This window comes from Anaeroglomus insulsum (genome assembly GCF_050689095.1).
Taxonomy (GTDB): domain Bacteria; phylum Planctomycetota; class Phycisphaerae; order Sedimentisphaerales; family Anaerohalosphaeraceae; genus Anaeroglomus; species Anaeroglomus insulsum.
Window position 1 is genome coordinate 139501 of the sequence record NZ_JBOGCL010000009.1, and the last position, 23341, is coordinate 162841.

Here is a 23341-nt window from a genome sequence, read left to right on the forward strand (position 1 = left end):
GGGGGCAAGCATCATCAGGGAGCTGGATGTGCTGAGTTTCAATTGTCCCAAATGCAAACGATTTTGTGCGGTGGTGGAAGAGTATGCCGGGCGGCGAGTTCGGTGTACTCATTGTTCCTGCCGTTTTATTGTGCCAGCCAAACAGGGTGAGAAGGCCAAAATCTATGTCGATCCCCCAGAACCTCCCCTGCCGGGCTTTTACCGGGCAATTTTTGTGGATGGCTGGAAAGGCCTGTTTGTCAAAGACAGCATGGTAGGTCTGGTATTCTGCCTGGCAATGACGGGATTTCAGTTTTATTTTAGAGACCTGGATTATTCGTTTTCGGTAACCGGAGCTTCCGGTGGATGCTTCCGGCTACTGCTGATTGTGGGCTGGATTACGCAGTTTTTTACACTGGGGGGACAGTGCTGGTACTATTTCCAAATTATTGGTGCAACCGCGATCGTCCCAGACAGCCTGCCGGAACTGGATATCGGTTTTGGATTTGAATATCTGGGTAGTCTGATTAAGTCGATCTATTTATTTGTCGTAGCAGCCTTTCTATCCCTGATTCCAAGCATGATCATAGCCATCTGGCTGCAATCTCTGGGCATTGCAGCCCTGTGGATTCATGTCGTATTGATGCTGACATCCGGTTTGTTATTCGGACTTATCTTGGCGATATTCGGCATGGATACCCCTTCCTGGGTCGTGGTCTTTCGGCCAGATCTGGTGATTCGGACAATCATAAAAACGTTTAGACCCTATCTGGTCACCACGGTAATTGTCGATATCGCCTTTGTGGGCTGGTTTTTTAGTTTGTTTACGTTTGCCACAACCAAGGAGATGACTCCGCTCAAAACAGTCCTGTATCTGGGTGGCCGTGTGGCTGCGGTTCTGGGAATGTTGTATGCCATGCGCGTAATCGGATTGTACTGCAGGCACTATAAACGATCATGTCCCTGGCTATGGACAATACAAAACAAGGATGGAGCCTAATCCCGCCTGTCCCCAGGGCTTAGGGTTTATTTTCGTCAGACAACGGCTGAAGATGAATCGGAATTTCAAGCCAGAAGGTGGACCCTTTGCCCAGCTCGCTTGTCAGGCCGATGGTTCCGGCCAGCAAATCAGTCAATTGCTTGCAGATAGCCAGGCCCAGACCTGTCCCTTCCCCCAGTCGGGTAATGGATCCATCCAGCTGACGAAATTTTTCGAATATCTGGTCTTGAGCTTCCGGAGGAATGCCGCAGCCGGTGTCGATAACGGCTATGCGCACGGTAATATCGGTCGGCATCGTGGCTTTGACATCGATACGACCGCCTTCGGCGGTAAACTTGATGGCATTGCTCAGAAGATTGTAGAGAATCTGCTGCACTTTTCCGCTGTCGGTCATGACCAGCGGGATTTTGGGGTCTACTTCTATCTCCAGCGTCAGCTTTTTCTTTTCTGTCAGCGGAAGAAAGAATGCCGACAAGCCTTCGCAAAGCTGCTGGATACTGGTGCGTTCAATATGCAGGGTTAACTTGCCTGCCTCGGCTTTGGCCAGATCAAGCAGGTCATTAATCATATTCAGCAGCGAACGACCGCTGGTAATAATATGTTCGGCATACCGTCTGGATTTTTCGATATCGGCACCAGGTTTTTCACGCAGTAGCTCGGCAAACCCCAGGATGGCATTAAGCGGGGTACGAAATTCATGCGACATATTGGCCAGAAATTCGCTCTTGAGCTTATTGGCCTTGAACAGCTCGATATTTTTTTCTGAAAGCTGGGCAATTTTGGCATCCAGCTGCTGATTGGCTTTCTGGAGCTTGGTCTGTGATTCCAAGAGATTGTCCAGCATATGATTGAACGCATCAGACAGACGCTCGTATTCGTCGCCGGTTTTAATGGCACTTCGAACATCATAATTCCCTTCGGCGATGTTATTCACCAATGCCCGCAGCTGACGAATGGGTCTGAGGATAACACGCTGGGTAATGGCGTAAAAGGCGACCATCGCACCCGTAGCGGCCAGCAGTCCGGCAACAATAATCCAAAGACGATTGAGCAGCTGCGTTTTGGAAAATTCCTGGGCGGAGGTCTGGACCCAGATCACACCGATTTCCTGATTTTTATTGTAAGCCGTGGCCGATCCCTGCGGATTGTGGCAGACCAGACAGGATTCGCTGGCCCTGACCAGGTGCAGATACATATTTTTGGTCACACCATCGACCGATGATTTCCATCCGATATCCTGTACATTGGCATTCTTTTGAAGAAGTTTAAGTTTCTTCTGGAGAGCCGGGTCCAGAGCAGCGGGTCCTTTTTCCGGATCCATCCGAAACCACTGGGCTACCGTATCATCGGCAGCACGGATCTGGCCGGTCTCATCAATCATCGGCAAGGCATCCTGGCCATGCGCCGGCAGACGGAAATGCTGTTCAAAAATACTCTGAGCAACCGCACGTCCGGCATCCAGCGCGTTTTTTTCCGTGAGCTTGCCCATCCAGAAATACGGAATCCACAGCGCCAGAATCAGACTAAACACAACGGCGGCACCAAACTGAATGCGGCATTTTTCGGCCAGCGACAGAGGCTTTAAGCGAAGCTTTTCTAAAATCGTATCAAGCCTTTTTTGCCAATTCAATGCCATACATCCTCATGCGGTATCTACAGACGGGATTAGGCGTTTCAAGGAATCGCCGCAGCAGTCCGCAATTACGGTTTGCCCTGCTTGTCTTCCAGCTGGTGCAGGTGTTTCTGAACCTTCAGATTCAATTCATCCAGCTGAGCCTGATCGACACCACTGGGGGCCTCAGTCAAAAGACACTGACCACGCTGAGTCTTGGGGAACGCAATCACATCGCGGATGTTGTCGGTGCCAGTCAGAATCATGATCAGACGATCCAGACCGAAAGCAATACCGCCGTGCGGCGGTGCACCGTATTCCAGGGCCTTGAGGAAGAAGCCGAATCGATCCATAGCCTGCTGACGGGTAATCTTAAGCAGGTCGAAGATTTTGGCCTGGGTTTCCATATTGTGGATACGCACCGAACCGCCCCCGATTTCCGAGCCATTGACGACAAGGTCATAGGCCTGGGAACGGATATGGCCGGGATCGGTATCGAGTTTGTGCAGGTCTTCAGGAACCGGGGCCGTAAAGGGGTGATGCAGGGAGTCAAACCGATTTTCATCGGCATTCCATTCCAGCAGCGGAAAATCAACGACCCAGACAAATTCAAATTTATTGGAATCACACAGCCCCATATCTTTGCCAAGTTTGACACGCAGCGGTGCCAGGGCTTTATTGACAATCGCAGGCTGATCGGCCACCATCAGAATCAGGTCGTCATTTTTGGCCCCAAAGCGTTCGATTAATTGCTTTTGCTGTTCGGGGGTAAAGAATTTGGCAATGTTGCTCTTGAGGCTGATTGCACCTGTGGCTTCATCGGGCCCCACTTTGAACCAGGCCAGCCCCTTGGCACCCAGCTCAGTAACAAATTGAGTCAAGCCGACTTCGATGTCGCTGCGGGAGTACTTTGCACCGCCAGGCACGCACAAGCCCTTCACAATGCCGCCCTTGTTGACGGTATTGACAAAGACCTGGAAGGTGCTGGCAGCGGCAATATCGGTAATGGTCTTCAGCCGCATATCAAACCGCAAATCGGGGCGGTCAATACCATACTCCTCAATCGCCTGTGCATAGGTCATCCGGCGAATCGGCGTGGGAATCTCCAGCCCCAGGATTTCCTTGAAAACTCGGACAATCATCGCCTCGTTCATAGTCATCACATCTTCAGCCTGAACAAAGCTCATTTCGACATCGATCTGAGTAAATTCAGCCTGACGGTCAGCACGAGGGTCCTCGTCACGGAAGCAGCGGACAATCTGGAAATATCGGTCCACATTGGAGACCATCAAGATCTGCTTGAACAACTGCGGCGACTGCGGCAAGGCGTAGAATGACCCTTTATAGAGCCGACTGGGGACAAGAAAGTCGCGGGCTCCTTCCGGCGTGCTCTTGCCCAGCATGGGGGTTTCGATTTCCCAGAAGCCATTGGAATCATAATAATCACGAGCTATCTTGGCAACACGGTGCCGCACGGCAAGACGATGGAGCATACCCGGACGCCGCAGGTCAATATAGCGGTATTGCAGGCGAAGTTCTTCCCCGACGTTAACGTTGCTGTCAATCTCAAACGGCGGAGTCTTGGACTGATTGAAAATCTCCAGTTCCTCGACGGCAATTTCAATCTGACCGGTGGAAAGACGAGGATTCTCCATCCCCTCGCCACGAGGACGGACGGTCCCTTTGATGCCAATGACCCATTCACACCGCAGGGTACGAGCAAGTTTGTGAATCTGAGGGTATTTTTCCGGATCAAAAACAAGCTGCACCAGACCGGTTCGGTCGCGTAAGTCAATAAACACCAGATTTCCGTGATCGCGATAGGAATTCACCCACCCGGTCAATATGATTGTCTGCCCAACATCACTAATTCTGGGTTGTCCGCACGTTTGTGTTCGTTTTAACATTGTTTTCGCCTTATTTTTATAATCCGAATTATACTCCATCCAAAGCGCACAAATATAGTCCAAAATATCGCTTAGGTCAATACGGATTCTTTGAATCAGCACATACTATATAGATATACCCCGTCTGCATGTGCTTCTATAAATTGGTAATTCGGTTGAAATTATAAAAATTATATGACATTTTTACTCTTGTTTCGTATAGTGTGATATACAACTCGATATCAGGAGCTATCGTGATTCAGAAAGAACGCATACGCAGCTTGAATCATAAACCCCGCCAGAATCGGGCCTGGGTGGTGTATTGGATGCAGGCGGCACAGAGGGCCGATTTCAATCATGCCCTCGAATATGCCATGGGTATAGCCAATTCAAGCAGAAAACCCCTGATTACGGTGTTTGCCTTAACGGCCTACCCGGAAGCAAACTTGCGGCATTACCAATTTATGCTGGAAGGACTGGCTCAGACCCAACACATCCTTGCAGGTCGAGGAATTCAACTGGTGGTCCGGATAGGCCGGCCAGCAGAGGTCCTGGCAGCATTTTCGGACAAAGCCGATATAATAATTACGGATGATGGCTACCTGCGGATTCAGCGGGACTGGCGCCAGGAAGTCGCCGAATCCGTCGATTGCGAGATGATTGAGGTGGTTACCAATGTCATCGTACCGGTACAGACAGCCTCAGATAAGGAGAATTTCTCGGCCGGGACACTGAGACCGCGAATTCATCGGCAGTTAGGGGCATTTTTGACAGGATTTAAATCGAGCAGGCTGAATTCCCGCCTCCACAGGACTGACAAGCTGCCTGAATCCCTCCCGCTTGGCGACATCGATACGATTCTCAAAAAACTGAACATCGACCGATCCGTGCCGGCATCGAAGGTGTTTTTGGGCGGGCCGGCGGAGGCGTCCCGGCGTCTGAAGGTCTTTATTTCGCAGAAACTGGACTCCTACGGCGCACAGCGGAACGACCCCTCGCTGGATATTCAGTCGCACCTGAGCCCTTATCTGCATTTCGGACAAATCAGCCCGCTGGAGATCGCCCTTGCGGTTTCCGCTACCGATAGCCCGGGCAAAGATGCCTTTCTGGAGGAGCTGATTGTCCGGCGGGAGCTGGCATTCAACTATGTCTGGTACAATCGCCGATATGATGAGTATGACGCCCTGCCGAACTGGGCAATCAATACCCTCAACGTCCATGCAAAAGATCAACGAGAGTATGTGTACACGCTGGAGCAGTTCGAAAACGCCCGGACGCACGACCCGGCCTGGAATGCCGCCCAGATGGAGATGGTACTGACCGGCAAGATGCATAATTATATGCGGATGTACTGGGGCAAGAAGATTCTGGAATGGACCAAAACGCCACAGCAGGCCTTTGAGTGGGCATTGTATCTGAATAACAAATACCAACTGGATGGACGCGACCCGAACAGTTTCGCGGGGGTGGCATGGTGCTTCGGCAAACACGATCGCCCCTGGGGCCAGCGGCCTGTATTCGGGAAAGTACGGTATATGAATTATGCGGGCCTGAAGCGGAAATTCAGGCCGGAAGACTATATCCAAAAATATTTGCCGGGCGGTGATTTATGAATCTCCCAATCCATGCTGTCACGGGTGCTTTCGGATATACTGGAAGCTATATCGCCAGACAATTGCTGGAAGCGGGACAGCGTGTTATCACGCTGACAAATTCTCTAAATCGCCCCAACCCCTTTGGCGATAAAGTCAAGGCCTATCCCTTTGACTTCGACAACCCGGACAAGCTGTGCCGGTCACTGGAAGGGGTAACCACGCTTTACAATACATACTGGGTGCGATTCAACCACAAGACATTCACATTCGAACAGGCAATTACCAATACCTCACGACTGTTTGAAGCCGCCAAAAAGGCCGGCGTGCAGCGGATCGTCCATATCAGCATCACCAATCCATCCATCGACTCGCCGCTGGATTATTTTCGGGGTAAAGCACAGGTGGAACGGCTTTTGATGGACCTGGGGATTTCCTATGCGATTGTTCGTCCGACCATCCTGTTCGGCAGCGAAGGTGTCCTGATCAATAACGTTGCCTGGATGCTCCGGACATTTCCGATATTCGGAGTATTCGGCCTGGGCCGGTATAAACTGCAGCCGGTTTATGTAGGCGATTTGGCAAATCTGTGTGTACAGCAGGGAATGAGCCGGGAAAACGCGATAATCAATGCAGTTGGCCCGGAAACGTTTACATTCAGGGAATTTATCCAGACCATTGCCAGGACGATTGGAGTCAGGCGGATTATCCTGCCGACGCCGCCTTTTGTTGCGGCGATGATCAGTAAACTGATTGGATTGTGGGTGCACGATGTCATGATAACCGGAGACGAGATAAAAAGCCTGATGAATAATCTGCTGGTGGTGGACACTCCTCCGACCGGCAGCACAAAACTGACATGCTGGCTGGAACAAAACAAGGATCTTCTGGGAAAACATTATATCAGTGAATTACTGCGAAGACATAACACATCTTCACAGACTTGACCGAAAAGGAAAAATGATGAAATACGGACTGATTGCGGCAAAATTACTGGCAGCGGCAGGGATTACGATAGGATTGCTGATGGTGATGCGGCCTGGGTGAGGCAACCCCCTTGTATCGCTTGGAGCGATACTCTGCATGGTGTGTGTGCCGCTGGCCTTGGTGTTCGGCATCATCGGGATTGTTCAGGACCAGCGCAAGTGGCTGGCATTTGTCATGGCGGCTATTGCCCTGCTGCTGATGCTGCCGTTTATTTTGCAATGGTTGTCCATTTGTTAACTTGACCCGGAATGGATCAGGCCGGAATCTCCGCTTGTGGTTCCGGCTTTTTTTGCTTTATGGGCAGAAATCTGAATCTCTGCAAGAAGTTTTATTGGCATATAGATTGATCCTACTTGAAATTTCCCGTTTCGTCGCGGCTAAGTACAGTAGCTTCAACCACTTGCTTCTTTTGCTCGCGGACTAATCATACCCATTGGGTATATTTTTTGCTTTAGTCTTCGCTGTATTGCCGGTACAATCGTCGGTCTTATGGATACGCTTCTGAAACGACAATTGGATGGGCCCGGCGGAATACGGGAAATGCTGGCGATTGCGATGCCAATGGTGGTGTCCAATGCCTGTGATACGGTGATGATTTTTACTGACCGGTTGTTTTTATCCCGACTGGGTTCTGAGCAGATGGCCGCCGCCATGGGAGGCGGCCTGACCAGCTTTATGCTCACAACGTTTTTCCTGGGCCTAACCGGCTATTGCACTGCCCTTGCAGCACAATATTTTGGGGCCGGACGAAAAGGATCCTGTTCCAAAGTAATTACTCAGGGGGTACTGGTCTGTCTGCTGGCATATCCGATCATTCTATGCTGCCGGCCGCTGGGACTGTGGCTGTTTGAACTGGTCAAGGTCTCACCGGAACAGCTTGCGCCACAAAAGGTCTATTTCAATATCCTGATTTATGGAACCCTCATCGGCCTGGTTCGTAACTGTCTGAGCTGCTTTTTTTCCGGAGTGGGCAAAACCCACGTGGTCATGTTCTCCACCGTGGCCGCAATGATTACCAATGTCGGCCTTGACTATGTCTTTATATTCGGCAAAGGTGGATTCCCCGCTATGGGCATTTCCGGCGCCGCTTATGCCACACTGACCGGCGGCGTTGTCGGCCTGAGTATCCTGGTCATATCCTATTTTATCAGAACCAATCGGCTGGAGTTTGCAGTCCGCCAATCGTTCCACCTTCACTGGCCTATCATGAAAAAACTGCTGCGGTACGGCTACCCGACCGGCGTTGAGTTTTTTCTGAATATGCTGGCGTTTACAGTTCTGGTATTGAAATTTCACGGCATCAGCCCGACCTCTGCTGCAGCCGTTACCGTCGTATTCAACTGGGATATGGTCTCGTTCATCCCCCTGATCGGGATTCATATCGGCGTTATCAGTCTTGTGGGGCGATACATGGGAGCCAAACAGCCCGATACGGCCCATCGCGCCACACTGTCGGGCTTGAAACTGGCCTGGGCATATTCGTTCTGCACCTTGATGATTTTTGCCCTGCTGCCGCATTATCTGGTGGGGGTATTTCGGCCCGCCCAGACAGATCCCGTATTCGAACAGGCGTTTCCGATGGCCGTAACCATGGTCCGCATGGCGGCACTCTATGTCATGGCCGATGCGATGATGCTGGTCTTTGGCGGGGCTTTGCGGGGAGCGGGGGATACGTTTTGGGTCATGTGCATTTCCGTCACAATGCACTGGGCACTGGTGGGTGTACTGGATGCGGCGCTGCGGTATTTTCACTTCACGCCGCAATCGGCCTGGAGTATCCTGTGCATCACCATGATGTTGTTCAGCGGAGTGCTGTTTCTGCGATATCGCAGCGGCAAGTGGCGATCCATCCAGCTTGTTGGCGAGCCGCAGGAACCGCTGGTCTCGGAATTTGCCAGCTTGAATGAAACCCGTGAAGTGTAAATGAGATACTTGTCGTCTGGTTGGATATCGATAGAGACAGGAGATAAAACCATGAATCCAAAGCGGTATGAATCCATGAGCTATCGTGCCTGCGGGAAAAGCGGCCTCAAGCTGCCATTAATATCCCTGGGACTGTGGCAGAATTTCGGGGAACAGGACAGCTTCGACACCGCCCGGGCGATGATTTTGACTTCCTTCGACGCCGGCATCACCCATTTTGACCTGGCCAACAACTATGGCCCCCCGCCGGGAGCCGCGGAACACTGTTTCGGCACTATTCTAAAGACGGACTTATCGGGATATCGCGAGGAGCTGGTCATTTCAACCAAAGCCGGCCACCTGATGTGGCCAGGACCTTATGGTGACGGCGGCAGTCGCAAGTATGTCCTCTCGAGCCTGGACCAGTCGCTGGAGCGGATGAATTTGGAGTATGTGGATATCTTTTATTCCCATCGGGTCGATCCAGCCACCCCAATGGAAGAAACTCTGACCGCCCTTGCGGATGCAGTACGGATGGGCAAGGCATTATATGCCGGGATTTCCAAATATCCGCCAAATCTGACCCGCAAGGCTGCCGAGTTCCTGCGACGGCTGAACTGCCCGTTCATAATCCATCAGCCACGTCACTCGATGCTGGTAAGGAATCCAGATGGTGAGGCTCTGTTTGAAACACTGGAGGAATTGGGGCTGGGCTGTATTGTTTTTTCGCCCCTGGCCCAGGGGCTTTTGACCAACAAGTACCTTAATGGCTCCATCCCCGCCGATTCCCGTGCAGGCAAGCAAAACGAGTTCCTGAAACCGGAGATGATTACTCCGCAGCTTGTGAAACAATTGAATGATTTAAATCGTATTGCCCAGAGACGGGGGCAAAGTTTGTCTCAGATGGCAATAAGCTGGTTATTATCCGATAAGCGTATCACCTCGGTCCTCATCGGGGCAAGCCGGGTTGAACAGATTCAGGATAATTTGAAGGCGATAAATAACATCGAGTTTACAAGCCAAGAGTTATCTGAAATAGACATCATTGTTGCCGGGAAAAGCATTTAATACCCCTTATGCCGGTCATTCGATTTATTTTGTAACCATATTCTAGGCCGGCGCATTTTATATAAAGATCCCTGTTGCCGTGAATAGAGTCATAAATGCTTGACCTTTGGCGGGTTTATGATAGAATTTAGAGAACTACAAACAAAAGAATAATCGGAAAGGATTGTTTCGATGACCAATATGCTTGCTTTTATGGGTCTCCCTCAAGGTGCTGAGTGGATTTTGATTGCTCTGGTGGCGCTGTTAATATTTGGCCGGCGTCTGCCGGAAATCGCTCGGGGTCTGGGCAAAAGCATCACTGAGTTCAAAAAAGGCATCAAAGAATCGGAGAACGAAATCAGCCGGGCATTGGATGAATCGGACAAACAAGCCGACAAACAGCTTTCCGAGGAAAAAAAACAGAATAACGGCTAAGATTGCTTTTCCGGTTCCGGAAATACCACGTCGGGCTGCTTAGCCCCTTTTCTTTTCATACTGCAATAAAACAGACTGCCTTCATAGAGAATATACAAGGGAATGGCCAGGGCAGTTTGTGTAATCATGTCGGCTGATGGGGTCACCATCGCCGCCACAACAAACACACCCAAAAGCACATATTTGCGGTTTTCTTTGAGGGTTTTCAGGGAAATCAAGCCCAGACTTTCCGCAAAAACTATAATAATCGGCATCTGAAAGGCCAGGCCGAAAATGAGGGACAACATCAGTATTAAATTGACATAGTCGCCGATATGCGGATTATATTCGAGGTATTCAATACCCAGATTAAACGTGATGAAAAACTTCATCGTCATCGGGGCGATCACAAAGATAAAAAACAGCGTCCCAGCAATGAATAATCCGGCAGAAAACGGAACAACTTTATAAATGAATTGCTTCTCCTTTTTGTACAAACCCGCAGAAATGAATGCCCAAAGCTGATAAAATAACCAGGGCGAGGAAATCAGCATTGCCAGCACAATAACAGCTTTGATATAAACCATAAAAGGTTCAGCAACCGTAATAGCCTGAATATGACTGGTATTCAGGCCGGCCTGTTTGACCGCATTCTCAAATGGCACCATCAGGGCCTGCACAAAACGATGACCAATAAAAAAAGAGAGCACTAAGGCGACTGCAAAACCCGTCAGGGCAAGGATTAACCGTGCGCGGAGTTCCTCCAGATGGTCTCCCAGACTCATCGAAGGCAATTGTTCTTCTTCGTTCTCGTATCGCACCATATCGCTTATCCGAAATAGGTTTGTCTTTACAGACGTCTATAAAGGTCTTAAGTGTACGTGAAAAAGTTGAATCCTGCAACGACTTTTATTTGTTCTAAAATTCACAATATTAAGTAGTCTGTCTGTATCCTAAATAAGTAGTTATACTCATATATTCCTCTGAAATGCTCACAATCAATTTTGCATTAAAATATTATAAGACCTTAAATGTGCATCGTTGATTTCACAATAATTAAAACAATAAGTAATTCTACTTAGTATCACATTTTCTCGGACCAGGGGATTATTTGTACTTTTTTTTTAACTGACTCCTCTTTTATTCAGATAAACCGTATGCAACCCCCGTATTTGCCGTCTGTTTCAGGTACAGAGGCAAATTTGACATATTGATTACTGTAACCGATGAAAGGAAAAAACATGAAGACTATGAAACTGTCATCGAAGCTGTGGGCAGGTTTTGGACTGATGGTGGCTATTTCTGCTATCCTGGGAATTGTGGGATGGAAATCGCTCAGTCAGGTTCGCTCCATTGCTCAATTGGATGAACAGGCCAATGTCGTCCTTGAGCAAATGACGCAGTGTGAAAAACTGCAAAAGGATTTTGCAATCTATAAATTTGATAAAATCGAAGGCGACAAATCCGCTGCCGACCTGTGGCAGGACAAGTTTAAGACTTTTTCGGAGACTTTGGCACAGACGGCCTCCAACAGTCAGCTTGACGGGGAAGCCCGGCAGAAAATGGAATCGGCCCAGGGAGAGCTGGGGACCTATAAAACCACTTTTGAGTCCTACGTGACAGCCCAAAAGAACAAGGATCAGGGCTTTGCCGAGTGGGGCAAGATCGGATGGGACATCAATCAAAATATCAATGAAGCCCATGATAAAGTCATCGAACCGGCCATTGAAAAGGCCAAAAATGATAACAATCTCGAAGCCCTGGTCAAATGGGACAGATTATCCACTCAGCTTCAGGAAGAGATTGTTCAAAATTTCCTGATGACCCGCATCACTGCCATCTACCTGGTCGCCACCAATGCGGACACACAGTGGGAAGCCTACCAGAAGCAGCAGGCTAAATTGAATGATGCACTGGCCGGCTGGAAGCAGCAGGTCAGTGATATTCCAGAGCTGTTTCAATCCGCCCAAAAACTGAGCGAGCATCTTGCTTTATATCAGCAAGCTGGAAAAACTTTTTATGATGGCATTCTGACCCAGCGGCAGGCCATTCAGTCCCTGCGTACCATCGCACTCAAAATCGCAGGAGATATCACCTTTGTCAGCGAACACTTGAATCAAACCATGAACCGGGTTATTGCCACCAGCAATGTGATATTTGTTGCTTTTGCCGCCTCAGGCATTCTGGCAGGAATGTTGCTGGCATTTCTGATTACCCGCAGTATTGTCAAACCCATCAACCGTTCGATTCAGAGCCTCAACGAGGCCTCGGATCAGGTCGCGTCGGCATCCACCCAGATTTCTTCAGCCTCCCAGTCCCTGGCTCAGGGTGCTACCGAACAGGCGGCAGGGCTGGAAGAAACATCCTCCAGTCTGGAAGAAATGGCTTCTATGACCAAGCAAAACGCCGATAACGCCACGCAGGCCAATACCCTGGCCTTTGAAGCCCGCAAGGCCGCCGATAATGGTGCCGAGGCGATGAGCCGGATGACCCAGGCAATCAATGATATCCAGAAAAGCTCCGACGAAACGGCCAAGATCATCAAGGTCATCGATGAGATCGCATTCCAGACCAACCTGCTGGCCCTGAATGCCGCAGTCGAAGCCGCCCGCGCCGGTGAAGCAGGCAAGGGATTTGCCGTCGTTGCCGAAGAAGTTCGCAATCTGGCCATGCGGTCGGCAGAAGCGGCCAAGAACACCGCTCGGATGATTGAAGAGTCCGTCAATAACGCCCGCAACGGCGTCCAGATCTCCGGCCAGGTCAAAGCCGCATTGGATGAAATCGTTCAGGGCATCAGCAAAACAACAGACCTGGTCAGCGAAATTGCCGCCGCCAGCAAGGAACAGGCCCAGGGCATTGACCAGATCAACACGGCCGTCTCCCAGATGGATAAAGTCACCCAGCAGAATGCCGCCAACGCTGAAGAATCGGCAAGCGCCTCGGAAGAATTAAATGCTCAGGCCTTCTCGATGAAGGAAATTGTGGCCAGCCTGGATGGATTAATCAATGGAACCAACCATCAGATTGCATCCTCCGCAGCCGCACGCAAGAGCCCTGCCGGACGTAAATCGCGGGACTTGTCGTTAACCGACAAGGCTTTCCATGCGATAGCCGAAGGTGGCAATCCTGGGCATACCCTCCAGACCACGCATAAGGATTTTGCGGATTTTAACAGCTAATCTTCAGCTGTATTCCATATCAAAGGCCGTGCTGAACAAGCCGGCCTTTTTTATTGGGACTGCTCATCCCTTGATACAAATCAGCGGCAAAAGTTTGGCCACTTTGGTCGCCAGCCCCACCGCATCAGAGACCTCGACTACCTCGCTGACATCTTTATAGGCCCCCGGGGCTTCTTCGGCCAGGCCGCGAAGAGATGCCGAACGTATCAGAATGCCCTGCTGTTCCAGTGTGCGAGCAATCTCTTTTCCATGCCATTGTTTGGTCGCAGCGGTTCGGCTCATCTGTCGCCCGGCACCATGACAGGACGATCCCAGCGACAGGGATTCGCTTCGCGGTCCGCCGACCAGAATATAGGAAGCCGTTCCCATCGTACCGCCAATCAGTACGGGCTGGCCGACAGAGCGATACTCATTCGGCAGGTCCGGGCTGTCCGGTCCGAAGGCTCGCGTGGCTCCCTTGCGATGGACAAAAACCTTTTTCTTTTTGCCATCGATCAGGTGTTCTTCCTCCTGACAGGTATTGTGCGAGACATCATATAGTAACTGAATATCGGCTCGGGGCAGAATCTCAGCCATCGCCTCTCGAATCAGATGGGTCAGAATCTGTCGATTGGCCAGGGCACAATTGATGCCGGACCGCATGGCCGCCAGATAGCTTCTGCCAACCGGTGAATCAAGGCGGGCACAGGCCAGTTCACGCTCAGGCAGTTCAAGACCTGCGGATTTGGCCGCCAGGCTCATCTGCTTGAGATAGTCGGTTCCAATCTGATGCCCCAGGCCGCGGGAACCACAATGGATACTGATTTTGATATCCCCCAGTTCAATGCCAAAGGCCCTGGCGGCTGACTCATCGTAAATCTCAACGACCTGCTGAACCTCGAGGTAGTGATTGCCGGAACCGAGCGTGCCCATTTCCTGTTCCTGCCGTTTTTTGGCTTCTTTGGATACACACCCCGGGTCTGCCCCATGCATTTGACCGCCACATTCAATAAACCGCAGGTCGCGAGGGATCCCAAATCCCTGTCCAACCGCCCAGACCGCCCCACCGGCGAGAACTTCATCGAGCCTTTGCGGAGTCAGTTTGAGTCTGCCGGTACTGCCGACACCAGCCGGAATATGGCGAAACAGGGTGTCGGCGATGTCGGCTTTGCAGTGTTCAATGTCCTGAATTTTCAATCCAGTGTGCAGAGTCCGCACGCCGCAGGCTATATCAAATCCCACGCCGCCGGCGGAGATAATCCCCCCTTGTTCCGGGTCAAACGCCCCGACGCCGCCGATACAGAACCCATATCCCCAGTGAGCATCAGGCATGGCAAACGATGCAACAACAATACCCGGCAGCGTTGCAACGTTGCGTATCTGTTCGGCAACTTTGTTGTCCATCTCGGCAATCAGGGCTTCGGATGCGTAAATGATACCATCAACACGCATCTTGCCGCTTCGCTCAAGAAGCCATTTATATGCCGAACGCTGTTTGACTAATGTTCGATCCATTGACACCCTCCTGATGGCTCATGTGCTCACCTCAAAGACGACCTTAAACGTCCACCACACACTGAGCAATCCATTGACCGTCGGTGTGTTTGGCAACTTGAAGTTCCAGATAAGTCGCGGCTTTGACCTCCACAGCAGTCTGATGTCTGGACAGATCCGCTTTTTCTCCCCACGCAATACCAGACAGAGCGTCTCCATCAATGTGCACCCGGAATTTACTGAACAGCATCTTGCGGACGTCCATTTCATAAATCAGCGCATTGAGCCAATCCGCCAGCAGCATCTCCAATTCCGCAGCATTACAACGGATTTCAACAGCTGTCTGTGGAGCCACCTTGTCAGGGTCACAGATTACCGCCATCAGGGCAACCGCAACCTCCTCAAAGGCGCCTTCCAGCGTCGGAGCCATTCCCCGTACACCAATATCCGCCAGATGATGGAAATGCTCCCACATCGGCAACACTCCAAATCAAAACTGGTAGTTCATCTGTAAGAATCTGTCGCAAAACGGTTTAATAGCGATAATGGTCCGGCTTGTATGGACCATCGACAGACACGCCCAGATAACGAGCCTGCCGTTTGGTTAAGGTGGTGATTTTTCCTCCAAGCGCCTCGACATGCATCCGGGCAACTTCTTCATCCAGTTTTTTCTGAAGGGTATATACTCCGGGTTTAAGCTTTTCAGTCGCCAGCCATATCTGGGCAAGACTCTGGTTGGTAAAGCTGTTGCTCATCACAAAACTCGGATGGCCCATGGCACAGCCCAGATTGACCAGACGGCCTTCAGCCAGCACAATAATTGACCGGCCCGACTGGAGTGTCCATTTATCGACCTGCGGCTTGATGGTTAGCTTTTTGCATTTGGGGTTGTTTTCCAGATAGGACATCTCAATTTCGCTGTCAAAATGGCCAATGTTACAGACAATCGCTTCATCCTTCATCTGTTCCATATGTGCACCCGTGATGACATCGCAACAGCCCGTAGCAGTAACAAAAATATCACCGATCGGGGCGGCCTCATCCATCGTCGTCACTTCGTAACCTTCCATCATGGCCTGCAGAGCACAGATAGGATCAATTTCAGTCACCAGAACCCGGGCACCAAAGCCCCGCATCGAGTGGGCACAACCTTTGCCGACATCACCATAGCCACAGACAACAACCACCTTGCCAGCCACCATCACATCGGTTGCCCGCTTGATGCCGTCGGCCAGCGATTCGCGGCAGCCATAAAGATTATCAAACTTGCTCTTGGTAACGGAATCATTGACATTAATCGCCGGGAAAGGCAGTTCTCCCGCTTCAGCAAGCTGGTATAGCCGATGAACACCCGTGGTGGTCTCTTCTGACACCCCACGCAGCTTTTTGACAATCGATGTCCATTTGCGGGGTGACGTTTTCAAACCAGCCGCCAGACGGTCAAGAACAATCTGGAATTCTTTGTTGTCAGATTTCTTCTTGAGCAGCGACGGATTCTTTTCGACTTTCATACCCTGAATAACCATCAGCGTCGCATCACCGCCGTCATCAACAATCATATCCGGGCCTGAACCGTCCGGCCAAGTCAAAGCCTGCTCCGTACACCACCAGTACTCCTCCAGCGTCTCGCCCTTCCAGGCGAAAACCGCCGTCCTGCCCGCCGCAGCAATCGCCGCAGCGGCATGGTCCTGCGTCGAAAAGATATTGCAGGATGCCCAGCGGACATTGGCTCCGAGAGTCTCAAGGGTTTCAATCAGCATCGCGGTCTGAATGGTCATATGCAGGCTGCCGGCAATCTTTAACCCCTTGAGCGGCTTGATTTTACCATATTTTTTACGGACCGCCATCAGACCGGGCATTTCTTTTTCAGCAAGCTGCATTTCACGCCGACCCCATTGGGCCAAACTAATATCTTTGACCTTATAAGGCAAACTCAGATCCAGTTCTGGAACGTGTTTTGATTCCACAGTTTTTATTGACTTCATGATTTTTCCTTGGATTTCGGAATTATAATAGATATTGAATGGGTCCCTACTATATCGAAAAAATTCGAGGTTTTCAAGCAAATCCCCCCTCTTCAAAACCGCTTGAAAACCTCGCCATTTATATAGGATATATTATGTCATTTTTCTCCAGCCAACACTTCCGCAATATTAAAGGCATGGTCCTTGATACGGCGGTAGGAGGTCAGCATATCCGTAAAAATCAGACTTTTCAGCGGCGTGGCGACTCCCTGCCCTACACGAACCAGATGCCTGCTGCGACATTCTTTCATCGTCACAGTAATAGCAGTGCCTTTGGTCTTTGCTTCACTGAAGAATTCCAATTGTACCCCATCTGCATAAGCGGCTTTGTTAATCAGGTCGATATAGCTAGCCGTCATATCGTGGAGTTTCAACAAATCCTGCTTGCCTTCCGGCGTAATACGCAATTGACCATCCCTGATTTTCAGCCGCAATTTCAGAATCGCCGTCACATAATCACTGATGGATTCAAACTCGTCCGCCATACGGACCTGACGACGGCTCTCCTCAACGGCCTCATGCGAAATATTGCCAGCCATCACATCGCCCAGAAACTCAACAATTTCTTTCTGGACCATATCCATATCATTCTCTTTCTGGAAAATAGAGTTCGCTTTTTCAGAATCAATCTGGTCGGCATCCAGAATATCACGGAGCGTATCCATCATTGTCCTGCAGGTCTGCCCCATCCGGAGCACTTCTTTCCAGGACTGTTCCAGAGCAATGGAAGGAGTATCAAACAGACGCATATCCAGATACGTCAGCCGCGGAGTTTCAGGGGCTGTCTTGTCTGGAACTATATGCCTCAAAACCCGAGCAAGAAGACCAACAAACGGCAAAAACAACAGGGTATTCAGAATGTTAAATCCGGTATGTGTCGCCGCTATTGCTGCCTGTGTATAGGGATACGTTACGGCATTGTCGACATAGACCGCTTCATCAGGCAGATGCCCCTGCTGAAAGTGTTCAACAAACCAGGCAACACTCTGAGTGTAGGGCTGAAAAATGGTCGTAATCCACAGCACACCCAGGACATTGAACAGCATGTGCGCATAGGCCGCACGGCGGGCATTGGTGGTCGTACCCAGCGAAGCCAGAAACGCGGTGATCGTTGTGCCAATATTTTCACCAAGCACCAGCGCCGCACCGGTTTTAAAGTTGATGATGCCCGAAAAAGCCAGCGCCATGGTGATACCCAGCGTTGCCGAGGAGGATTGCACAATAGCGGTTAAAGCAGCCCCCACCAGAACACACTTCATCACCCCAAAATAATTGACGGGTTCAAACCGATGAAACCATTCCACAAATTGAGGCATATCCTTGACCGGCGAAAAGCCTTCTTTCATCAGCTCCAGACCGAAAAACACCATCCCCAGGCCCAGGAAAAACATCGCGGTAAAACGAATGCGGTCGCGGCGTGAAAACAAATAAAACAGGGCCGCAACCCCAAGTAATGGCAGCCCATACTTATCAATTTTGACCGTCAATATCCAACCGGTAATCGTGGTACCGATGTTGGCGCCAAAAATAACACCAATCGCCTGCTTGAGTGTCATAATCCCGGCATTGACCATCCCGACAACCATCACAGTGGTTACCGAACTGGACTGGATGATACTGGTAACAGCCGTCCCAACACCGCAGGCCAAAAACCGGTTGTTGGTAACAGCACCAATCAGTTTTCGCAGCCGCTCGCCGGCAACTGCCTGCATCCCTTCGGACATGAATTTCATGCCCAGCAGAAAAACACCCAGCCCCCCGATAACCACAAATAGAATTTCAACTATTTTCTGAACGTCCATACTTCTCCTGATTCACACCTTGCGGTAATGGTCTTTCAAACGATGATTCATTCCGGGCCTTGCTGCTTTTCTTGACTGTTTTATTACGAATACAACTTCTCTAACTATCTCGGCTTTGAAAGGGTACACTTACAGCTTCCATTGAATCCAAAAACAAGAACCACATTATCACCCCAGAATATACCACAATTGAGTAGGAATTATATGCAACAATCTGGATTGAGGCAACCCTTTTTTCACAAAAATCTAACATTTTAGCCCGTTGAGGCAACACAATCCGACAATATGGGGAACGTTTCAGTTTAAAATTCCGGCTTATCCGCGTTTTGAGATTTTTTTAAGCCTGTCCCTCTTTTTGCACCATTTGGCTGTATCCCGAACACAGGTTGTTGAGTCCTTATATCAAATAGGCGATTTCGCCCTGTAGCAAACTACCTGTACGAATGGAAAGGACAGTACAATGCAACGAATTTCCTGGATTGCTCCGGTGGTATGGCTGGTATGGTTTGTTGGTTATGGTACCGCTGCGGAACAGAATGCTCCCAGGGCCGCCCGCAGCGTCCATTTGTGGTACCCTGCCCCGGCCGGGATGACCTATTACAATGAGCTGACAGTCGAAGAGTCGGTACCGGGCAGCTATTTTTGTGTGTGCGGATTCAAGAACGGCTATTTCGGGATACAGGAACTTTACGACAGCCGTAAAATTGTCCTGTTTTCAGTCTGGGACCCGGGCAACCAGAACAATCCCAACAGCGTGCCGGAAGAACAGCGGGTCAAAGTCCTTTACCATGACCCGGATGTCAAGATCGACCGGTTTGGCAATGAAGGGACAGGCGGTAAAAGCATGTTCGAGTACGACTGGAAAATCGGCCAGCGGATTCGATGTATGGTCAAAGCAACCGTAAAGGGGGACCGGACAACCTATGCGGCGTTTTTCTATCTGCCCCAGACCAAACAATGGAAACATCTGGCAACATTCCAGACCATTACCGGCGGCGATTCATTAAGCGGCTATTATTCCTTTATCGAAGATTTTCGCCGTAACGGCACGAGTGCTCAGCAAATACGCCGGGCCCGATTCGGCAACGGCTGGGTACAGGCCGTAGATGGACAGTGGACCGCCCTTGGGAAGGCGACATTTACTGCCGACAATAATCCCGCCATGCACATTAATGCAGGTCTTGCCGACGGCGGCTTTTTCCTTCAAACGGGCGGAGACACTCAAAACCAGATGGCCTTGCAATCCTCAATGACCTGCAAAACCGACTTGTTTGTACAGCCGGAGGACCCACAATGGCAGTTGAGCTGGTCGGATGAATTCAATGGCTCAGGACTGCTGGATTCGGCGAAATGGAATTATGAGGAGGGATTTATCCGCAATCAGGAAAAACAGTATTATACCCGCGCGCGAGTGGAAAACGCCCGACAGGAAGATGGATGCCTGGTAATTGAATCGCGGAAAGAAGACTTCAAAGACGGCCACTATACCTCCGCCAGCGTGATCACTGCAGGCAAACAGTCGTTTTTATACGGGCGGATTGAAGTCAGGGCAAAATTGCCCACGGGCAAAGGAACCTGGCCGGCAATCTGGATGCTGGGGGACTCGATCCGACAGGTCGGCTGGCCCGCCTGCGGCGAGATTGATATTATGGAAAACGTAGGATATGATCCGCAGCGGATACATGCCAACATTCATACCACCACCTATAACCACGTCAAAAAAACCGGCAAAGGGTCCAGCATCCTGGCCGACAAGCCCTGGGAGACATTCCACCTGTATGCCTTGGAATGGTATAAGGACCGGCTGGAGTTTTTCTTCGATAACCACAACTATTTTACATTCAAAAACGAGGGAACCGGCAGCGAGGTCTGGCCTTTTGACAAACCGCACTATCTAATACTCAATACCGCCATTGGCGGTGCATGGGGCGGCCAGCAGGGAATTGATGACGCTATTTTCCCGCAGAAATTCCTAATCGATTACGTGCGGATTTACACACAGAAAAAGTAATCCACACAACAAAAAGAAAAAGGACGTCCCCCCAGACCGTCCTTTATCGTGATGTCGTATTCAGGTGAATCCTGGGATTGGCCCACAAGACCCATGACAAATAGGATGTGTCATCCCCGGCGCTGTTGGTGGATATCAGTGTCAGGAAGCGGGCATCCCCTTTAATCCGGACATTCACTGGGATAAAATCGTCAGATAAGTCCAGGGCTTTTTTCTCAAAGACCACTACACCATCCAGCAAAACCGTAACATCCGCTTTGGTGCGACTCTTTCCAAAGCGTCGCTCATGCTCAAGTACTTCTTTGTCAATTCCACAATAAGCGGTAAAGGAGGCGGCCGTCACACCATGAAGGAACTGACGAATCTGCAGCAGGTCAAAGGTAATGCCGGCATTGGCATGCAGACAAAGGGTCGGACAGGAAGCCAGCGAAACCTCTTTGCCGTTAAGCAGGAATGACTTGCGTTCCGATGGCGGATTCACATCGTACAGACCGTAATGAATGTCCCAGGAATAATGGCCATCGGTATCAGGGCAGGCCTCATAGACCAGTCCCGTAGAACTGATCTGAACAGGTCCTTGCCCTCCATCGGGAACAAAAACCCCGTCCACATAGGGCACATGAGGTGTCGGGATATACTTGCCGGGACCGGGAACTCGCATGATATGGGTGTCGGCATCGATCTGACCGGTGATCAGGTCAATGGATTGATTGATCGTGCCGTTGCCCAGTCCGTTGCCCCCGCCGGCGATGTCAGCCAGGCTTAAGGATTGCCCCCGCCAGACAATCTTTTCCTGCGAATTAATCGTACGGGCAAAATAGTAATCATCATACGGAATCGCTTCACTTGAACGAATCACAGAATCGATACTCATCGCGTTTCCAGCAGACAACACAACGGCCTCTTTTTCTGCAGCATCATTTTCATATTCTACCAGGGCCTTGCCTTCAACCATCTGGACTTCGACCAGACCGCCGGGCCTGACATGCACACCAAACTGAGTGCCCAGGTCGGTAATCTTGGCCGAAGGCGTGCGAACCACAAACCCCTCCTGGCCGGCAGCAACTTTGACAAACACCTTGCCCTGTTCCAGAAACAGCGAGTTTTCCGAGTTGCAGCGGAATACCGATGGACCTTCAACAACAACCTCGGTCCCGGAGTCAAACTGCATCCTGACATAACCGCTCAGCAGCGAATAAAAATCGCGGTCCGACAAACTGGTACGATTGCCGCGCAACGCCGTCCCCTGAGACCACTGCACATTTAACACATCATCAATATGAGCAACATAGCGATCGATGGGCCGGGGATGATAATAGACATATACCAGCAAGGCCAAAAATACCGCCGCACAGGCGGCAAAGAACTTCATCGCAAAATAACTTCGCTTGACCAGCGGACGCATAATCTGAACAGGTTCGACGATTTCATGCGCCGGTTCCTGTCGGCGGGGTTTCTTTCGCCACGTCCAGCCTTTGCGTTTCCGCGGCAAAAGCACTGTCGGGGCCTGCTCTTCCTGGCTGGCCAATTCATCATACAGGGAAATATAATTGCGAACGGTCTCGGGCTTGCTGTTTAACTCACGAAGCACCTCAGGACTGTTTAGACCGATATAGCTGGCAATCACTTCATAATAGTATTGCCGTGCCGGGGCAGAATCCAGCAGGATCTGCTGAAGCCGGCGCGTCTGTTCGACGTTGGCGTGCCCTTCCATCGACAGCACAATCAGCTCTGCCAGCTCACGTGAAAAGTTTTTGTGTTCTGTCGGATTCATCGATTACTCCAGGGCTAACTGCATACGGACACAGCGAACCAATCGCCCGTGAATAATTGCAATGCGTTTGAATACAGCTGTCGTCGATATGCCCAACCGCGAACTGATCGCTTTGAGGGTACAATCCTGTTCATACCGCAATTTAATCAGCTGCCTATCCTGAGAATTCAATTTGACCACACATTCCTTCAGAGCCGCCAAACGCTGCTCAAGCCCATCAAGCATGGTACCGGATTCCTGCTCAATCACTTCCAGCAGCTGTTCATTCAGGGTGCATTGTCCGGAGGGGTTTTTCTTGAAGAAATTATAGATTTCATAGCGAGCAATCTGGATGGCCCATGCCTGAAAATCAGTCCCTGGCTGATATGTAGAAAACTTTCTCCAGATAACCGATATCGTATTTTGGAGAATATCTTCAGCATCAGAATAATTCGGAATAACGGCCAGAATATAAGCAAAGATTGACTTTTGATTCGGTATCAGTAGCCGAATAAATGTATCTGAATTATCTGGATCCAGACGCCCCATCAGATTGTTATCATGGGTAACCATAATTACTTAATAAACTCTGGAACCGAGTTGTTTTTTTACTTGTTTTGTCTCTTTTTTCAAAAAAGTCAGTTTTTTTGCTATAAACAGGCCACGATAAGACTTTCATC

Annotated in this window: 18 protein-coding genes; 9 read left to right on the forward strand and 9 right to left on the reverse strand. The window is 50.3% G+C overall.

Annotated elements, in window-relative coordinates; genetic code table 11:
• Positions 1-28: 28 nt before the first annotated feature.
• A complete protein-coding gene (locus ACQ9LF_RS09540) occupies positions 29-979 on the forward strand; it encodes a hypothetical protein (protein WP_462489166.1) in 951 nt (316 codons plus the stop codon).
• Positions 980-998: 19 nt separating this feature from the next.
• Here ACQ9LF_RS09540 and ACQ9LF_RS09545 read toward each other — a convergent pair whose 3' ends face one another.
• Together ACQ9LF_RS09545 and aspS are read right to left on the reverse strand one after the other, a co-directional pair.
• A complete protein-coding gene (locus ACQ9LF_RS09545) occupies positions 999-2615 on the reverse strand; it encodes a sensor histidine kinase (RefSeq protein ID WP_462489167.1) in 1617 nt (538 codons plus the stop codon).
• Between the two features lie 65 nt (positions 2616-2680).
• Positions 2681-4498 (reverse strand): aspartate--tRNA ligase, encoded by a 1818-nt coding sequence (aspS, locus tag ACQ9LF_RS09550; RefSeq protein ID WP_462489168.1) that lies wholly within the window; start codon positions 4496-4498, stop codon positions 2681-2683.
• A 233-nt stretch (positions 4499-4731) separates the two neighbouring features.
• On the opposite strand from aspS, the gene ACQ9LF_RS09555 reads away from it, so the two are divergent.
• From ACQ9LF_RS09555 to ACQ9LF_RS09580, 6 genes are all read left to right on the forward strand, one after another.
• On the forward strand, positions 4732-6090 hold the full coding sequence (locus tag ACQ9LF_RS09555; protein ID WP_462489169.1) for a deoxyribodipyrimidine photo-lyase: 1359 nt from the start codon (positions 4732-4734) through the stop codon (positions 6088-6090).
• On the forward strand, positions 6087-7016 hold the full coding sequence (locus ACQ9LF_RS09560) for an NAD-dependent epimerase/dehydratase family protein (RefSeq protein ID WP_462489170.1): 930 nt from the start codon (positions 6087-6089) through the stop codon (positions 7014-7016). The genes ACQ9LF_RS09555 and ACQ9LF_RS09560 overlap by 4 nt, the downstream gene beginning before the upstream one ends.
• 145 nt (positions 7017-7161) lie before the next feature.
• Positions 7162-7293, forward strand: a complete 132-nt coding sequence (locus ACQ9LF_RS09565; RefSeq protein ID WP_462489171.1) for a hypothetical protein — start codon at positions 7162-7164, stop codon at positions 7291-7293.
• A gap of 252 nt (positions 7294-7545) precedes the next feature.
• Complete coding sequence (locus ACQ9LF_RS09570; RefSeq protein ID WP_462489172.1) at positions 7546-8979, forward strand: MATE family efflux transporter; 1434 nt, start codon at positions 7546-7548, stop codon at positions 8977-8979.
• Between the two features lie 51 nt (positions 8980-9030).
• The gene (gene mgrA / locus ACQ9LF_RS09575) at positions 9031-10026 is read left to right on the forward strand and encodes an L-glyceraldehyde 3-phosphate reductase (protein WP_462489173.1); all 996 of its coding nucleotides are present in this window, start codon (positions 9031-9033) and stop codon (positions 10024-10026) included.
• A gap of 171 nt (positions 10027-10197) precedes the next feature.
• A complete protein-coding gene (locus ACQ9LF_RS09580) occupies positions 10198-10440 on the forward strand; it encodes a Sec-independent protein translocase subunit TatA/TatB (protein ID WP_462489174.1) in 243 nt (80 codons plus the stop codon).
• On the opposite strand, the gene tatC is transcribed toward ACQ9LF_RS09580, so the two are convergent.
• Positions 10437-11243 (reverse strand): twin-arginine translocase subunit TatC, encoded by an 807-nt coding sequence (gene tatC, locus ACQ9LF_RS09585; RefSeq protein WP_462489175.1) that lies wholly within the window; start codon positions 11241-11243, stop codon positions 10437-10439. The two genes, ACQ9LF_RS09580 and tatC, sit on opposite strands and share 4 nt — an antisense overlap.
• 417 nt (positions 11244-11660) lie before the next feature.
• Here tatC and ACQ9LF_RS09590 point away from each other — a divergent pair, with 417 nt between their 5' ends.
• Positions 11661-13598, forward strand: a complete 1938-nt coding sequence (locus ACQ9LF_RS09590) for a HAMP domain-containing methyl-accepting chemotaxis protein (protein ID WP_462489176.1) — start codon at positions 11661-11663, stop codon at positions 13596-13598.
• A 63-nt stretch (positions 13599-13661) separates the two neighbouring features.
• Here the strand turns inward: ACQ9LF_RS09590 and ACQ9LF_RS09595 are convergent, their stop codons facing one another.
• The 4 genes from ACQ9LF_RS09595 to ACQ9LF_RS09610 form a co-directional block, all read right to left on the reverse strand.
• Positions 13662-15092, reverse strand: a complete 1431-nt coding sequence (locus tag ACQ9LF_RS09595) for an RtcB family protein (RefSeq protein WP_462489177.1) — start codon at positions 15090-15092, stop codon at positions 13662-13664.
• A 43-nt stretch (positions 15093-15135) separates the two neighbouring features.
• Complete coding sequence (locus ACQ9LF_RS09600) at positions 15136-15546, reverse strand: archease (RefSeq protein WP_462489178.1); 411 nt, start codon at positions 15544-15546, stop codon at positions 15136-15138.
• A 58-nt stretch (positions 15547-15604) separates the two neighbouring features.
• Positions 15605-17056 carry an adenosylhomocysteinase gene (gene ahcY / locus ACQ9LF_RS09605; protein ID WP_462489179.1) on the reverse strand — a complete coding sequence of 484 codons (1452 nt, stop codon included), beginning with the start codon at positions 17054-17056 and terminating at the stop codon, positions 15605-15607.
• 137 nt (positions 17057-17193) lie between these two features.
• Positions 17194-18897, reverse strand: coding sequence for a Na/Pi cotransporter family protein (locus ACQ9LF_RS09610; protein WP_462489180.1), 1704 nt, complete (start codon positions 18895-18897; stop codon positions 17194-17196).
• Between the two features lie 460 nt (positions 18898-19357).
• Here ACQ9LF_RS09610 and ACQ9LF_RS09615 point away from each other — a divergent pair, with 460 nt between their 5' ends.
• Positions 19358-20908 (forward strand): DUF3472 domain-containing protein, encoded by a 1551-nt coding sequence (locus ACQ9LF_RS09615; RefSeq protein WP_462489181.1) that lies wholly within the window; start codon positions 19358-19360, stop codon positions 20906-20908.
• Between the two features lie 43 nt (positions 20909-20951).
• Here the strand turns inward: ACQ9LF_RS09615 and ACQ9LF_RS09620 are convergent, their stop codons facing one another.
• A complete protein-coding gene (locus ACQ9LF_RS09620) occupies positions 20952-22682 on the reverse strand; it encodes an NPCBM/NEW2 domain-containing protein (RefSeq protein WP_462489182.1) in 1731 nt (576 codons plus the stop codon).
• Between the two features lie 3 nt (positions 22683-22685).
• Positions 22686-23234, reverse strand: a complete 549-nt coding sequence (locus tag ACQ9LF_RS09625) for a sigma-70 family RNA polymerase sigma factor (RefSeq protein ID WP_462489183.1) — start codon at positions 23232-23234, stop codon at positions 22686-22688.
• Positions 23235-23341 lie beyond the last annotated feature (107 nt).

Bases quoted from the DNA above. Each gene is read 5' to 3' on its own strand.
- ACQ9LF_RS09600 (WP_462489178.1), bottom strand. From the start codon at position 15,546: ATGTGGGAGCATTTCCATCATCTGGCGGATATTGGTGTACGGGGAATG.
- tatC (WP_462489175.1), bottom strand. From the start codon at position 11,243: ATGGTGCGATACGAGAACGAAGAAGAACAATTGCCTTCGATGAGTCTG.
- ahcY (WP_462489179.1), bottom strand. From the start codon at position 17,056: ATGAAGTCAATAAAAACTGTGGAATCAAAACACGTTCCAGAACTGGAT.
- ACQ9LF_RS09570 (WP_462489172.1), top strand. From the start codon at position 7,546: ATGGATACGCTTCTGAAACGACAATTGGATGGGCCCGGCGGAATACGG.
- ACQ9LF_RS09545 (WP_462489167.1), bottom strand. From the start codon at position 2,615: ATGGCATTGAATTGGCAAAAAAGGCTTGATACGATTTTAGAAAAGCTT.
- ACQ9LF_RS09615 (WP_462489181.1), top strand. From the start codon at position 19,358: ATGCAACGAATTTCCTGGATTGCTCCGGTGGTATGGCTGGTATGGTTT.
- ACQ9LF_RS09610 (WP_462489180.1), bottom strand. From the start codon at position 18,897: ATGGACGTTCAGAAAATAGTTGAAATTCTATTTGTGGTTATCGGGGGG.
- ACQ9LF_RS09595 (WP_462489177.1), bottom strand. From the start codon at position 15,092: ATGGATCGAACATTAGTCAAACAGCGTTCGGCATATAAATGGCTTCTT.
- aspS (WP_462489168.1), bottom strand. From the start codon at position 4,498: ATGTTAAAACGAACACAAACGTGCGGACAACCCAGAATTAGTGATGTT.
- ACQ9LF_RS09580 (WP_462489174.1), top strand. From the start codon at position 10,198: ATGACCAATATGCTTGCTTTTATGGGTCTCCCTCAAGGTGCTGAGTGG.
- ACQ9LF_RS09625 (WP_462489183.1), bottom strand. From the start codon at position 23,234: ATGGTTACCCATGATAACAATCTGATGGGGCGTCTGGATCCAGATAAT.
- ACQ9LF_RS09560 (WP_462489170.1), top strand. From the start codon at position 6,087: ATGAATCTCCCAATCCATGCTGTCACGGGTGCTTTCGGATATACTGGA.
- ACQ9LF_RS09590 (WP_462489176.1), top strand. From the start codon at position 11,661: ATGAAGACTATGAAACTGTCATCGAAGCTGTGGGCAGGTTTTGGACTG.
- ACQ9LF_RS09620 (WP_462489182.1), bottom strand. From the start codon at position 22,682: ATGAATCCGACAGAACACAAAAACTTTTCACGTGAGCTGGCAGAGCTG.
- mgrA (WP_462489173.1), top strand. From the start codon at position 9,031: ATGAATCCAAAGCGGTATGAATCCATGAGCTATCGTGCCTGCGGGAAA.